Origin of the sequence: Aequorivita sinensis, assembly GCF_006346335.1 — a bacterium.
Taxonomy (GTDB): domain Bacteria; phylum Bacteroidota; class Bacteroidia; order Flavobacteriales; family Flavobacteriaceae; genus Aequorivita; species Aequorivita sinensis.
In genome coordinates this window covers 137,995-151,815 of the sequence record NZ_VDMC01000006.1, presented here as the reverse complement: position 1 = coordinate 151,815, position 13,821 = coordinate 137,995, and the positions used below count along the sequence as shown (strand labels likewise).

Here is a 13,821-nt window from a genome sequence, read left to right as displayed (position 1 = left end):
CTACATTCATCTCTAGGGTATATTTCCCCTCTAGAAATGGAAATTAAATTAAGAGGGAAAACTAATAAAGTGGCTTAAAAAAAATGTCACAAGATTAGTAGGAATTCCAGAGTTCGTTTGCAGGCAATGGGAAAAGCACATCGGTTGCCTTCCAGCCCGGTTTCACGGGGCCTAATATTTCATTGGCGCTGTCTGATCTTTTAAGGTAAAACCATCGATGGCCTTGCTCTGTAAAATATTCATACCTCCATTGGTTTTGTACCTCTTTTCTGATTTCTTCCTGTGTATTTGCCGTTGTTGGTTCCAGCCCGGCGCGAAGCCTAATTACATTAATATCATCCCTTGCTTCCTGTAAATTTCCCAGCTTCAGTGATGCCTCAGCTCGTATAAGAAATTGTCCTGCCAAACGGAAGAGAATAGAATATTCTGTACTGCTACCACCATAATAATTTTGCTTGTATTTATAGGCGTGGTGCCAACTTTGTACTCCGTCCGTTAGCGCTCGGGTCCAAGACTCCTTTCGGAGGTCTCCTGTTTCAAAATCTTCGATAAATCGATCCGTAAGTGCATAAAGGGAAGGTGGGCCAAAGTCGAAGATTAAGGTTTCCCCTTCCTTGGTACCCGAACCTTCAAATTCTGGTTTCAACTGCCAAATGGTGGCGGGGCTCTCTTTTAGAAAGACCGAATTTAAATCGGGTTGCCAAGTATATGTTCCCTCCGTAATGACTGCCGTACTTTCACCAATTGCCTTTTCCCATTGTTGTGTAACCAAGTACAATTGTGCGAGCATCGTACTGGCCACACCTTTTGAAACTTTAAGCCTTTCCCCACTGGGTTCCACAACTGGCAACAGGTTCTTGGCAGCAAGTAAATCAGATTCCATAATTTGGTATACCTCCGTAAGCGGCATTCGGGAAACCGAAGCGTTTTCATTATAATCGGTACTTTGTATATAAGGTATGTCCCCAAACAATTGTGTAAGATAAAAGTGTAAGTAAGCCCGAAGAAATAGCGCTTCCCCCATAAAGCCATTTCGCTGTTCTTCTTCCAATGGGCAATCTTCAAGCCCTTCCACAATTTTATTTGCACTGTAGATAAGCGAATAACTATTGTTCCAAAAATTGCCCACCGCAGTATTATTGGGAAGTATCGTATGATTATAAAAGGCATTGTCAATTGGAGCATTCTCGCGATAATAAGATAGTTCATCTGCATAGAGTCCGAGGAGCACACCCATTCCGTCAACGCCTCCTGTAACCGGACTGTTGTCTCTAAGTCCAGCATATATATTGGCAAGGGCAGCATTAACTGTAGATTCGTTTTCAAAAACCGCTTCTTCCGATAGCAGGAAGTCTGGGTAATCTGGTTCCAACGCTTTTTCGCAACTGGATAATAATACTCCCACTAGCACCAAGCGTATTAGCCGTAGTAATAGCATTGGGGAGCGGGAATAGTATTTCTGTATAAATGTTTTCATAATTTAAGTATTAAAAGGTTACTGTTACGCCAGCACCCAACCATCGTAGGGCAGGGATAAAGCCCTGCGTCTGTTCAGGGTCCTGGCCTTTATATTCCGTAAGGGTGTAAAGGTTTTGTCCTTGGATAAATACCTTAGCATTTGATGTACTATGGAGAAAATTTGGAATGTTATAGGAAAGCGAAACATTCTTTAGTCGCAAATAGGTAGCATCACTGAAAGCGGCATCACTTTGCCCCAAATTATAGGCGGCTATTGAACGCTCATAGTTTCCGCCTGCGGTATAGCCTTGGGTATCTGTTTGGTCGCCGGGTGCATTCCAGGCATCCAAAACTTCAATGGGCTGATTTGCCATGGCGCCGGGGGTGGTGCCCCAACGGTTGATATTTTGCGCCATCTGTTTGCTGAACTGGAGGAAGATATCCAACTCCAGATTGCCATAGGCAATGGTATTGGACAAGCCTCCATACCATTTGGGAGCGGTGTCTATTATTGCCTTTCTATCCTCAGGCGCACTTATTTGCCCATCGCCATTATAATCCTCAAAAGTATATATACCAGTTTGGGGGTCAACCCCCGTAAAATGCAGTACCCTAACAATGGTAATGGGTTCTCCAATTACATAGCTGTTGGCATAGGTGCTGTTGGCAAGATTGGGAAACTCAATCAGCTCATTTTTTGGAAGTGTAAAATTGAAGGAGGTATTCCATTTCCAGTTGCTTGAATTAATATTTACTGTGTTCAATTCAAACTCCAAGCCTCTGTTTTCGACAAGAGCATCTAGATTGCCCAAAATCCCAGAGAATCCTGTTGTGGCAGGTAGCGGAATTTCCACTAGTTGATTTGAGGAACGGTTACGGTAAAAGTTTATGGTGGTAGTTACTCTGTTATCAAACACTCCCAATTCCAGCGCCAGTTCTGCCTTTCGGTTTTCCTCCCATCCAAAATTGGGGTTATAGAGGGCGGTGGGGTAGAGCCCAATAGTATTGTTATAGGAAATGCCCGTACTGCCATAGGAATTATAATAGCGGTAGTCGCCAATCTGGTCGTTGCCCGTACTGCCATAACTGCCCCTCAGCTTTCCATTGGAAAGAAATGGCAAGACATTCTTAACTCCCGCCTCTTCCGAAAACAGCCAAGCCACACCCACCGCCCCGAAATTGGCAAACCGGTTGTTGGGGCCAAAGCGACTAGAGCCGTCCCTACGGCCGGTAAGGTTTAGGATGTAACGATTGTTATAGGTATAATTGAAACGGCCAAAGATTGCCTGATATTTATAGATGGATTCAGCATCGCTCATCACTTTAATATAATTGGCCGTCGCCAGATTCATTATTTGGGAATTCGTGGCAAAGCCTTCAGCATATTGGGAAAAGACACTAGATGTTTCATTCTGTGCGGAATATCCCAATAGCACATCCAATCTATGGCTCCCACTGTTGTATTTGTAGTTCAACTGCGGTTCCACGATCCACGAACTTCGGGTACCATCGTTAGTATAAATGCCAGAAAAATTACTATCAAACCCATATTGGGGAGGGTAGATGGTGTGGGGGCTGGTTCGGTATTCAGATAGTTTGGTATTCTGATATCCCATGGTGGTGCGTAGCGTAAGATTGTTTAGTAGCTTAAATTCAATTAAACCATTTACTAGCAGGCTGTTTCTTTTAGACAACAGCTCCCCTTGCAACGATGCCAACGGATTGTTAAACGTTCCCTCCTCCCAATTGAGCGTCCCGTCCTCATTGTATAATTGGGGAGCATTGGGTGGCAAGATCAAGGCCTGATAGCTTAAATCGGTACTCGGGAGCTGATTGCTTTCATGGGCATAAGCAGTGGATAACGTTATTTTAAATCCATCATTTGGGGAACTGTGGGACAGTTTGGCAAGGCCATTAGCACGCTGGTAACGGTCGTTGGTGGGAAATACAGTGGTCTGCTTATGGTAATCCCCACTGAGAAAAAAGGAGGTGGAATTGCTACCCCCTGCTACCGAAGCCTGATATTCCCGTATATAGGCAGTGCCACCCAATAGTTCCTCCTGCCAATCGGTATAACGGTTTCGGTCCCAAGTGCCATTAATATCATAGGCATAGGGCGGATACTCAGTGAATCCATCATTGCTAAATGCCTGCTCCCGTAGCTGCAGATATTGTTCCGTATTAAGAAGTTTTTGTTTTTTTGCTATCTGCCCCAAGCTACTCTTTGCCGTAATGGAATATTGGGTAGTGCCAGTCTGCTTCCTTTTTGTGGTAATCAAGATGACCCCATTAGCACCACGGGAACCATAGATGGCAGTGGCATCGGCATCCTTTAGCACCTCGATACTATCAATATCGGAAGGACTTAAAAAACTAAAAGGGCTATAGTCTGCCGCGGGCAGGATAGTGCCGGAAACGTTACGACTACCCATTCCATCGGAACTAAAGGGAATGCCATCAATTATATAGAGGGGTTGGTTGCCGGCCGTAAGGCTGCTCTTTCCCCGTAACTGTACTATAAAGCCACTTCCCGCAGAGCCCGAATTTTGGACCACCTGTAAGCCAGAAATCCTTCCTTGGAGTGCTGCTATGGGATTCTGTATTATTTGACTTTCTATAGCTCCCTCAGTTATCCTCGATATACTCCCAGTCTTCTCCTTATCTGAGACTTTGTAGTAGCCCGCATTAATAACCACTTCATCCAAGGCAGTGGCGTCTAGCTGCATCGTTACGTTTAATATATTACCACTGCCAACTGCCACGTCGCGCAACTTATAGCCCACATAAGTAAATACCAGCGTATCGTTTGCAGAGGCACTTAGGGAGTACCGCCCTTCCAGATCACTAATGCTCCCCCTGGCGGTGTTTTTTACCAGTACATTGACTCCGCTTAGTGGGCCATCGGCATCGGTAATAATGCCACTAATGTTTTTAAGTGGCAGGTTCTGTGAAAAAATAGGGGAGTTGTAGGTTAAAAAAAAGGCAAAAATACCTGTAAGCGCAAAGCTGCGCCTGTAATTATTTTTCATAATTTTGCATCAGTTAAGTGTTATACAATTATTTAACTACTGGCCTGCTCCACCGGTCGTCGAAAACTGGGAGCGGGTCATTTTTTTTGTAGTGAGACGTTGGATGTGAGACGTGAGGCTTAAGACGTAAGACTTAAGACGTAGGACTTTGGACGTAAGACTTAAGACGTAGGACGGCTCTCCATACTCAATACTAACTACTGATTTACATAGTTGCGAAGCTTCTGGGTGGAAGAAACAGTTGCCTTGAAAGAAAGTTGCGGAAAGAAATACCGACCAAGCCCAATACAAAAGGGCGCGGAACTCAACTTATTGTTATCGGGGCACTGGCGGTGCCTTTACCACATATAAGAGAGTACTCACGCCCCGGGCCGTGAGCATCTTGCTTATCTTCTCGTGGTTATTTTAAACGCCAGTTTTCGATAACGAGGTTCAAAGCGAGTGCTTCAATATTTTGATTTGAAGAATCGCAAATTTAATATTCTAATTCAAATATATAAAATCTTTAGTTAACAACAAATTATAATTTTAATATATTTTTTGTTGTTGTTGATATTATTCTTTTTAAACTATGGAAGTTGACACTCTTAAAACGCTCTTAGCGACCATAGGTAAAAGAATTGAAGAGCAACGCATAAGTCAAGATTTGCAGCCAGAGGATGTTGCCGAAATGACTGGTTTAACAGCTGCTACCATTCGTAATATTGAAAATGGCAAAGAAACTTATCTTTCTACTTTTTTTGCCGTGTGCCTAGCCATTAATATGCATCCAAAAGCTATGCTCGATATTGAGATTAAGCTCAAGCCTCTTTTTGAACTTTCTGAACCAAGACGAGAGAAAAGTAGAATTACCCCAAGAATAGATAGTTTATTGGAAACTGAGTTCTTCCAGATAGACCGGACAACTAAAGATGTAGTAGAAGAACTTGCTGCGGTTTATAAAATAAAAACGAATACACCCATTGTATCTGTAATATTAAATAGAAAAGTTGATGAGGGGAAGTTGAAGGTCAGTAAGAAAGGACGGGTTAATTTTTACAAGAAGCGTTGAGCATTTGGATTAATCTCACTTTCTTTCCCATTAATTTATTACCAACATGAGGTTTTTTATAATGGGTGGGTCTGAGTTTATTTTTACAAAATAATGGCTCATAAGCAAGCTAAAAGAAAATAATGTAAACTAGCGTTCAGCCTGCTGGTTTTATTTAATAGCCATTGAAATAGTATCTTCGAACGTATTAACCTTAATTTGCATGATTATAACGCCAAAAGGTAATCCTAAAGAATTTAATAACTCTTTGAAAGTTTTCCGACCTCAAGCGCAACTAGATTCATTATTTTGTTTTGCGTTGTATTAAACTCCCTTTCGACAAAAATCCTAAATAATGCATATAATGCGACCGGGTATTTCGATTTAAATAATAGTTAATAACATCTCCTTTTGTAAAAACAAGGTCATATTGCTGGTGTTGTGAACGATTTTATAGCGGATACTTTATACCTAAAGACTGATACAAACGCCTAACCTTCATTCGCCAATGGATACTTGCTAAATGCCACGATTTACTACCTTTTATGTTTAAAATATTATCGTGAGAATGACGCAGTTTTTGTTTTGTTGCCATTCTCTTATCAAAGAGGAGTAAGAGATAAGGATCATCTATTGGGTCTGGATCCTTATCTAAATCAAAGATGTTTCTGTCTATATCCTTATTGAATTTATTTTTTTTAGATTTTAATAAATTATATAATTCAATTAAATTTTCTGTTTCAGTAATGTATTCTAAATCATAAATATCTTTTTTGGCAGGACGATTGGAACAGCTTATTAATTTAAACAAGGCAATGTCTTTTACATTGTAACAACATATATCTTCAATCATTTCAAAATCATAGAGCGCTTTCATATTTTGAAGAATATCTACTTTAATAACGACATTATCCTTTTTAACAAAAAAACGCAAAAACACAAATTGGTCATTCTCTTTCACGGGATATATGAAGTTTATAATTTTCTCACCGTATATCGCCTTTACTTCAGATTCAATTTTCTCGAATCCTTCGACACCAATTATACCTGTAGAAAATAAGTCTATATCTTCTGAAATGCGATGATTATAACGTAGCGCCAAATTTGTGCCACCGGCCAATGCAAAAGTTGATAGGCTGGGTAATTGTTGTAATTCCTTAATAGTTTGAAGGAGGGCAGGAGAAACTGCGTGCATGTTTATATAGCGTAACGGTAGAAAGGTTTCGTATTGTATCTTTTACTTACTAATGCACATACTTGATTACTAATATTTTCTTTAGTATGTTTTAGCACAGTTACAATTTCTTTTTTAGAATAATATTCCTCTAATAGCTTAATATCTTTAGAGAAAGAATCTTTATCAGTAGCATATAAAGCTCTGGGAATAATAATATCCATATCTCTTTTAAGAGATAGTTTACTACTATCCATATCCCAAAAAACATATTTAGGGAATACTTTTGATATGTCTATTCTTTTTTGCAAAACTTTTTTAACTACTTAATGTAAGAGAGAATCAAGACACAAATATATAAAATAGTATTTAATTCATTATTTATAAGTGTATTATCTTAATCTATATAATCAAGATTTATACCATTTAAAATATTATTTGTTCTACTCATACAATTATAGTTAGAGGTCTATAAATTATATGTTGCTCAATTTTTAATATTTATCCTATAGCTAGCGCCTTTCTTTTCGTCAATAAGTGAACCTAACCATAAAATAGGAAACATGGTTGAAACAGCAATTCTTTTGCAATGGATGCATCGAGAGCAACTATATTTAACCTATGCCAGATGGAAAGACGGCAGAAATGAAGGAGAAGTAGACCTTGTCTTAGTAGATGATAAGAGTTACAAACCTGTTTGGGGAGTAGAAACTAAGTGGAGTAATCGATATTTTAATAAACCACACGAATTGAAAAGTTTAATTAAATTTTGTGAAGCAAATAAACTTAAAGCTGCAGTGGTAACTTCAATTGATCAAATAGGAATGAAAGAAGCACAAGGCGTGAGATTTACTTTTTCACCAGCTTCTATTTATGCGTATAATATTGGAGAAATCACACTTAAAATGAAAGCTACTAATTAAATAAAAAACGATAGCACAACCATAGTAGCCGTGGCAGAACTCTTTAATTTTTAAATACCGAACTTATATAAGCAGTTTTAAGCGGCTTTGTTTTTTGGGTATCTTCTAAGAATGAAACAGATAGCGGTAATAATATGCAATAATTATTATACATGATATTGTTCCCAAGTAAAATTTGCTTTTAAGTAGTATTAAGTTTCACATCTGGCTATTGTTCATATCTTGTTTATAAGATGTTGTTAGTAAACATTTTAAACATAATTAATAGAGTTATATTTATGTGTAATCAAATTTTAAGAAGATGGGAAAAAATCAGCATGTTGTAAAGAATAATGATGGTTGGAGTGTAAGAGGAGAAAATAATTCAAAAGCAACTTCTAACCATACTACGCAAAAAGAAGCAATCGAACGAGCCCGAGAAATTGCCAAAAATCAGAAATCTGAAGTGGTAATTCACGGCCGGGATGGAAAAATAAGAGATAAAGATAGTTACGGGAACGATCCTAACCCACCTAAAGATAAGAAACATTAAAAATGGAAAAAATTGATTATAATTCTGTAAAAAGGAAAATTGAAAGAGAACTTTGCGTTACACATAATCAGCATCCTAAATTTGAAAAGACACATAAGGGATTTAATATTTCTGCTTGTTGTGAAGCCTTTCAAGCAAAAATTGTGAAAAAGACGGAAACTATAATGGCGGATGAGACTAAGGTAGCTATAGAAAAAATGTTATCAAAAGCGTTTCGTTGATTTTTAAGAGCCCACTCATTTAATTAAAAATTACTAGATAAGTCAATGGGAGTTGCTTTGTATATTTTGTTTATCTGAAAATAGATAGCTTATACAATTAAGTAATAAACATTGTTTCTGGTACTCTCTCCAATTAAAACCTACTTTTTTGGTTTTCCGTAATGGGTGGGTTTTTGATTGTTTTATATTTACCCAATAACGTAGCAATATAGTACTAAGCATGACCAATGGGTTGAATAATGGAACTAAAGTAGCCTATATAATCAAGTTGTAACCAATGCCGAAAAAGTGAATGGTAAGAATATATTTTGACAAACAAATCTTCAGTCACCTATTCAAACAGGAAAAAGCTCAATATGTCAAACTATTGAATCAAATCAGGAAACAAAAGGCAAGTTTATTCTGTTACTCTCATGCACATCTTCGAGATTTAAAAAACGATAAAACGAATATTAAATATTCCGAATTAGAATTTATGGATTCAATTGTGAATGATAATTACCTATCATACCACGCAATTGAAAAGAAAACTTCTTGCTATTTAGCAAGGCCTTTAGAGGCATTTGCAGATGTTGAAAAAGAAACAGATGACATTGACTTCACAAGCATCTTTGATTTTGACACGAGCGACCTAAATCCAGAAGACCAAGAAAAATTTGAAAATGCAAAAACTCTCTTAACCGAAACAAAATTAGACTTCAACTTCCCAGAAATGGAAAACTTGGACCCTTCAATAACTGACCCATTACAAAACTTTCTTCCTTTTGGTAAAGAACCCATGAGTATAATGCAATGGAGCGAACATCTTATGGGAATGCTTAAAAATATGCAGGAGGATAAATCTGTGTATAAAGGATTGAGAAACGTTACAGACAAGCATATTAACAATGGAAAGTTTACTATTGACTATGACGAGATAGATTTCAATGAAGACTTGAAAGATTCTCATCTTCAAAAGACGTTTATAGAATATGTGAATAGTAATTTAAACCCAAATGGAGACAAGGAAATATCAAAATATGACTTTTTTACAAACGCATACTTTACTCTTGACCTTTTAGGAATAAGTAAAGAACCATCTAAAAGTGTGAGATTCTATAATATGCTTAATGATGGGATTCACAGTTATTATGGAACTTACTGCGATTGTGTTGTTTCAGACGATAATGGTTTTCTGAAAAAAACCAGAGCACTTTATAAGTTACTTGGAATTGACACAAAAGTTATTCACGCTGATGAATTCATCCAATCATTTGACTTTATTGTTGAAAAGGAAGAAAAAGACCAAAATACTTTTTCCGAGCTTTTAGTGAATGATTTGAAAAATGGATTGATTGTGGATTCTTATAAATCTATTGATATTAATAGAGAGACAAATACAATTAAGCCTGTTCATAATTACTTGGGATTCTTTAATAGAATTGACAAAATCCTAGAGGATGGTAAAAGCTACCTTTTTTTTTATCGAAAAACCAATAACTATTCAAACTTTACTTTTATAAGAGAGTATGAATTAGTTGTTAATAATGCGGTTGAAATTTTTGGAGCGGATAAATATTTTAAAGAAAGATTTGAATGGGAAAAAGAAAAGGATTTGATTCAATCTAACAAATGGTATGGACGAATATGGGACTTTGAAACTTTTACGTTAAAAATTGAGACGAATAAAGGTTCGGGAAAATTAAGTATATTAATATCAATGAAATAAAAAGCACTGGTTACGACAATGGTAACCGTTGAACAACCCCATAATTTTTAAATACCGAACTAAAATAAGCCGCTTTGAGCGGCTTTGTTTTTGTGGAATCTTCTAAAAATGAAATAGATAGCGATTCTTTATCAAAAAACTTTATATTTGGTATTCTCCCTGATTTAAAAGCCCACTCTTATGGTTTTCCGTAATGGATTAATACTGCATTGACTTATATTTGAAATTATAAACAGATAGTTGCGCCCAAGTGCAATATTTAACCAATAAAGGCTGTAGTATATATTCTGCTGCACACAATTTAAAATCAAATGAATGTTTAAAAATTTATTTTCTATAAAAGAATATAACAGTAAGACAGGTTTCTTCAAAGTCGATTATAAAAGCATAATCGAGGTGCTCTAGATATATGTCATCGGTATTTCTTTGAATCTCTAGAAATCTCTTAATATAGGTTTCTGTTGTGTAATAGTTTTTTAGGGTTCCTGGTTTTAATACAGACTTCATATTGAATTTGTGGTATTCTGACCACTGGATGAGTGTTTTCCTTATTTGATCTTCCCCTCGATATCTTGCTATTACGGTTTGGGGGGTAATTAATTTTCGTTCTTTTTTAAGCTCTCTGTATGCCTCATCGATTTGGATTAGAACCTGATTTATGTGATTGTTGATTTGACGGGCCTCCGCGCTGTTTCCCTTGAGCCTAGAAACAGAAGGTTCCCACAAATCTGTAGTAAATTTTATTTGAATACTAAACCTCTTAAACTTGCCATTGACTGTTATTCTTGCATATAGAGGTGTTTTTCCTTTAGATTCTTTTTCAAATCTTGGTAGGAGCATTACAGAAAAGGTGTCGGATTTCCTCATAATATTTTACGTTTTCTAATTAATAAATCTTTGAAAACGAAGGTCAAATCAGAGGTTTCGCGAAATAATCCTTTTTAAAAAGGGTGTCCGATTAGGGTACATTTTATATGATTTCGAACCAAATTTAATGGTTTTTTGCTATGAATTCGAAAACTAAAAAACCCTGTAAACCATATGATTTACAGGGTTTTAGTGTTGTTTTGTGTTTTTTCTTGTCGAGATGACAGGATTTGAACCTGCGACCCCACGTCCCCCAGACGTGTACGCTACCAGACTGCGCTACATCTCGATTATGAGAGCACAAAAATACCCAAAATCTAAATCTTTACAAGAGGTGAGGTTTAAATTCCATAGAACACTCAACTTAATTCAACCTTTTTAAATTGAAAAGGAGTTTCAATGTTATTTTATATTAGGCACAATAGTAGTTTCCAATACTCAGATAACAAATCTTAATAAAAATTAAACGTCTTTTCCTTTAAAAGTTGCTATTTTTACCGTTCGAAAATTATTGAAGAGAATATCATGAGCGAAACTATTGAAAGAATTAAATGCCTTATCATTGGGTCTGGGCCGGCAGGTTATACGGCAGCGATTTATGCTGCTCGCGCAGACTTGAAACCTGTTGTTTACACTGGGATGGAACCAGGTGGACAGCTAACTACAACTACAGAAGTTGATAACTTCCCAGGATATCCTGAAGGTATTGATGGACCTACTATGATGGTGCAGCTACAACAACAAGCTGAGCGTTTTGGAACTGAAGTTAGAATAGGAATGGTTACTAACGTAGAGTTTAGTGATAAAGTTGGAGGAATTCATAAAATTACTGTAGATAATAGCACTCAGTTAGAGGCAGAAACAGTTATTATTTCAACTGGTGCTACAGCTAAATATTTAGGTCTTCCAAGTGAACAGAAATTACGCGGGGGTGGAGTATCTGCTTGCGCAGTTTGTGACGGATTTTTCTACAAGGGGCAAGACGTTGCAATTGTAGGAGCCGGAGATACTGCTGCTGAAGAAGCTACTTATTTATCTAATATTTGTAATAAAGTTACAATGCTTGTTCGTAAGGACTATATGCGTGCTTCAAAAGCGATGCAACACAGAGTAAACAACACTAAAAACCTTGAAGTACTATATAATACTGAAGTAGACGAGGTACTAGGAGATTCTGTGGTTGAGGGATTAAGAGTAGTAAATAATCAAACTGGAGAGAAATCTGATATAGAAATCACAGGTTTGTTTATTGCAATCGGACATAAACCTAACACTGACATATTCAAAGGACAAATTGATATGGATGAGACAGGTTACATCATCACTAAAGGAAAAACTACTAAGACAAATATCCCTGGAGTTTTTGCGAGTGGAGATGTTCAAGATAAAGATTATCGCCAAGCAGTAACAGCTGCTGGAACTGGTTGTATGGCCGCGTTAGATGCAGAGCGTTACCTTGCAACAATTGAAACAGAATCTGAAGTTACTGCAGAGTAATTTACAAACTATATAAACATAAAAATGCCGCAATTGTTGCGGCATTTTTATTTATAATGATAAGCAAACTATTTAAATTTTAGTAAAAGTTAAGAGTTCAGTGTCTCCATCCCCACCACTTATATCTGAAAGTTCTATTTTTACATTACTCACCGAAACTATATCCCAGTCGTCATTTAATTCGTCAAAAGGTTCCATTTCACTGAATTGAAGCACCAATTCTTCGCCACTGTTAGATGAGCTCTGATATGCCCAAGTTCCTGGCTCGGTTAAAATATCGTTTTTAGCGGTTACTGTACCATCTTCATTAAATGTAAATGTAAAACTTTGAAAGTCGGACGTGTGATCTGATGTACCATCAACCATTTTGGTTATTTTCCATTTTCCTTGCGGAAGCGTGGTTCTAATGTTTTCAAATTCATCTGTTTTTACGTTACCTGCATCATCATCAGAATTGCAAGAAAATAACGTTACTACTGCTAATATTAAAAGGAGTTTTTTCATAATTGATTTTTTACAAATTTCGGTTTTTATGAATAAAGAACGCTTAAAATTGTATTAAATTTTAAAAACCTAACAAATTCTTGTGAAAATGTTAGGTTTTTGATTATAATATGCTGTTTTTCAATTCTTATATCTTTTTCACACTACCTGAATGACTTTTATTACTTTCTATAGAAGATGGATCGCCGTGGTAGTTAATTTCACCTCCGCTACTTACATTCGTTTTTAAATTTTCTCGAACATTAACAATTACTTCAGCGCCACTTGATGCTTCAGCTTTACAGTTAATTACTAATAGTTTTTTCGCATTCAATTCACTGCCACTAGAAGCATCGGCGTTTAAGAAGGAAGCTTTTCCGGAAACTTCCATATCTGCCCCACTACTAGTTTTAGCATTTACCTCCTGTGCAAACACTTCTACTTTCAAATCGGCGCCGCTACTGCTTTTTAAGGTGAGGTTTTGACTTTTTATAATAGAATTTCCAACTACGTCGGCACCGCTACTAGCTTCAATAGTATTTAACTCTTTAAAAGTAACGTATACTTTTTTAGCTTTAGAGCTTCTGATATTTTCTGAAGTGGTAATGTGAAGTTTTCCATTTTCAATATCGGTTTCAATATACTGATGAAGATTTTCATCGGCTTCTACTACAATTTTGTTTTCACTACCTTCAGTAAGATACACATCTAATCCAGCACTGCCGCGAACTTCTTCAAAATTTTCTGAAACACTACGTTCTTTAGTTACAATATTTCCATTTCCTTTTTCACCTATATCGATATTAAAATTACATGCGCTTAAAAGCAATGCAATTCCAAATAAGGTGATTATTTTTGATATTTTCATAATTGATTAGTTTAATTGTTTAAAAATGAAA

At 36.7% G+C, this 13,821-nt stretch carries 13 protein-coding genes and 1 tRNA gene; 6 read left to right on the top strand and 8 right to left on the bottom strand.

The features are described 5' to 3' along the window. Window positions 1–94: 94 nt before the first annotated feature. Both FHP04_RS08860 and FHP04_RS08855 read right to left on the bottom strand, forming a co-directional pair. A complete protein-coding gene (locus FHP04_RS08860) occupies window positions 95–1,405 on the bottom strand; it encodes a RagB/SusD family nutrient uptake outer membrane protein (RefSeq protein ID WP_158319130.1) in 1,311 nt (436 codons plus the stop codon). A gap of 82 nt (window positions 1,406–1,487) precedes the next feature. After that, entirely contained in the window at window positions 1,488–4,487 is a 3,000-nt protein-coding gene (locus FHP04_RS08855) for a SusC/RagA family TonB-linked outer membrane protein (protein WP_139855737.1), read from the bottom strand. A gap of 571 nt (window positions 4,488–5,058) precedes the next feature. Between FHP04_RS08855 and FHP04_RS08850 the strand changes: the two genes are divergently transcribed. Next, entirely contained in the window at window positions 5,059–5,538 is a 480-nt protein-coding gene (locus FHP04_RS08850) for a helix-turn-helix domain-containing protein (protein ID WP_139855736.1), read from the top strand. Between the two features lie 430 nt (window positions 5,539–5,968). On the opposite strand, the gene FHP04_RS08845 is transcribed toward FHP04_RS08850, so the two are convergent. Next, window positions 5,969–6,712 carry a nucleotidyl transferase AbiEii/AbiGii toxin family protein gene (locus FHP04_RS08845; protein ID WP_139855735.1) on the bottom strand — a complete coding sequence of 248 codons (744 nt, stop codon included), beginning with the start codon at window positions 6,710–6,712 and terminating at the stop codon, window positions 5,969–5,971. A 2-nt stretch (window positions 6,713–6,714) separates the two neighbouring features. Beyond that, window positions 6,715–7,002 carry a DUF6922 domain-containing protein gene (locus FHP04_RS08840; protein WP_139855734.1) on the bottom strand — a complete coding sequence of 96 codons (288 nt, stop codon included), beginning with the start codon at window positions 7,000–7,002 and terminating at the stop codon, window positions 6,715–6,717. A 252-nt stretch (window positions 7,003–7,254) separates the two neighbouring features. Here FHP04_RS08840 and FHP04_RS08835 point away from each other — a divergent pair, with 252 nt between their 5' ends. The 4 genes from FHP04_RS08835 (at window position 7,255) to FHP04_RS08820 (ending at window position 10,075) form a co-directional block, all read left to right on the top strand. Beyond that, window positions 7,255–7,614, top strand: a complete 360-nt coding sequence (locus tag FHP04_RS08835; protein ID WP_246051408.1) for a hypothetical protein — start codon at window positions 7,255–7,257, stop codon at window positions 7,612–7,614. 301 nt (window positions 7,615–7,915) lie between these two features. Further along, on the top strand, window positions 7,916–8,146 hold the full coding sequence (locus FHP04_RS08830) for a DUF2188 domain-containing protein (RefSeq protein ID WP_139855733.1): 231 nt from the start codon (window positions 7,916–7,918) through the stop codon (window positions 8,144–8,146). A gap of 2 nt (window positions 8,147–8,148) precedes the next feature. After that, the gene (locus tag FHP04_RS08825; protein WP_139855732.1) at window positions 8,149–8,367 is read left to right on the top strand and encodes a hypothetical protein; all 219 of its coding nucleotides are present in this window, start codon (window positions 8,149–8,151) and stop codon (window positions 8,365–8,367) included. A gap of 475 nt (window positions 8,368–8,842) precedes the next feature. Further along, a complete protein-coding gene (locus FHP04_RS08820; RefSeq protein WP_139855731.1) occupies window positions 8,843–10,075 on the top strand; it encodes a hypothetical protein in 1,233 nt (410 codons plus the stop codon). A 327-nt stretch (window positions 10,076–10,402) separates the two neighbouring features. On the opposite strand, the gene FHP04_RS08815 is transcribed toward FHP04_RS08820, so the two are convergent. Then, window positions 10,403–10,942 carry a phage integrase SAM-like domain-containing protein gene (locus FHP04_RS08815; RefSeq protein WP_139855730.1) on the bottom strand — a complete coding sequence of 180 codons (540 nt, stop codon included), beginning with the start codon at window positions 10,940–10,942 and terminating at the stop codon, window positions 10,403–10,405. A 215-nt stretch (window positions 10,943–11,157) separates the two neighbouring features. Continuing rightward, a tRNA-Pro gene (locus FHP04_RS08810) sits at window positions 11,158–11,231 on the bottom strand. A gap of 236 nt (window positions 11,232–11,467) precedes the next feature. On the opposite strand from FHP04_RS08810, the gene trxB reads away from it, so the two are divergent. Beyond that, entirely contained in the window at window positions 11,468–12,439 is a 972-nt protein-coding gene (gene trxB, locus FHP04_RS08805) for a thioredoxin-disulfide reductase (protein WP_139855729.1), read from the top strand. Window positions 12,440–12,511: 72 nt separating this feature from the next. Here trxB and FHP04_RS08800 read toward each other — a convergent pair whose 3' ends face one another. After that, the gene (locus FHP04_RS08800) at window positions 12,512–12,943 is read right to left on the bottom strand and encodes a hypothetical protein (RefSeq protein WP_139855728.1); all 432 of its coding nucleotides are present in this window, start codon (window positions 12,941–12,943) and stop codon (window positions 12,512–12,514) included. A 127-nt stretch (window positions 12,944–13,070) separates the two neighbouring features. Next, window positions 13,071–13,790, bottom strand: coding sequence for a head GIN domain-containing protein (locus FHP04_RS08795; RefSeq protein ID WP_139855727.1), 720 nt, complete (start codon window positions 13,788–13,790; stop codon window positions 13,071–13,073). Window positions 13,791–13,821: the final 31 nt, after the last annotated feature.

What these genes read in the sequence shown, in the direction of transcription:
- FHP04_RS08855 (WP_139855737.1), bottom strand. Translation starts at nt 4,487, where the DNA reads ATGAAAAATAATTACAGGCGCAGCTTTGCGCTTACAGGTATTTTTGCC.
- FHP04_RS08850 (WP_139855736.1), top strand. Translation starts at nt 5,059, where the DNA reads ATGGAAGTTGACACTCTTAAAACGCTCTTAGCGACCATAGGTAAAAGA.
- FHP04_RS08845 (WP_139855735.1), bottom strand. Translation starts at nt 6,712, where the DNA reads ATGCACGCAGTTTCTCCTGCCCTCCTTCAAACTATTAAGGAATTACAA.
- FHP04_RS08835 (WP_246051408.1), top strand. Translation starts at nt 7,255, where the DNA reads ATGGTTGAAACAGCAATTCTTTTGCAATGGATGCATCGAGAGCAACTA.
- FHP04_RS08830 (WP_139855733.1), top strand. Translation starts at nt 7,916, where the DNA reads ATGGGAAAAAATCAGCATGTTGTAAAGAATAATGATGGTTGGAGTGTA.
- FHP04_RS08825 (WP_139855732.1), top strand. Translation starts at nt 8,149, where the DNA reads ATGGAAAAAATTGATTATAATTCTGTAAAAAGGAAAATTGAAAGAGAA.
- FHP04_RS08820 (WP_139855731.1), top strand. Translation starts at nt 8,843, where the DNA reads ATGGATTCAATTGTGAATGATAATTACCTATCATACCACGCAATTGAA.
- FHP04_RS08815 (WP_139855730.1), bottom strand. Translation starts at nt 10,942, where the DNA reads ATGAGGAAATCCGACACCTTTTCTGTAATGCTCCTACCAAGATTTGAA.
- trxB (WP_139855729.1), top strand. Translation starts at nt 11,468, where the DNA reads ATGAGCGAAACTATTGAAAGAATTAAATGCCTTATCATTGGGTCTGGG.
- FHP04_RS08800 (WP_139855728.1), bottom strand. Translation starts at nt 12,943, where the DNA reads ATGAAAAAACTCCTTTTAATATTAGCAGTAGTAACGTTATTTTCTTGC.
- FHP04_RS08795 (WP_139855727.1), bottom strand. Translation starts at nt 13,790, where the DNA reads ATGAAAATATCAAAAATAATCACCTTATTTGGAATTGCATTGCTTTTA.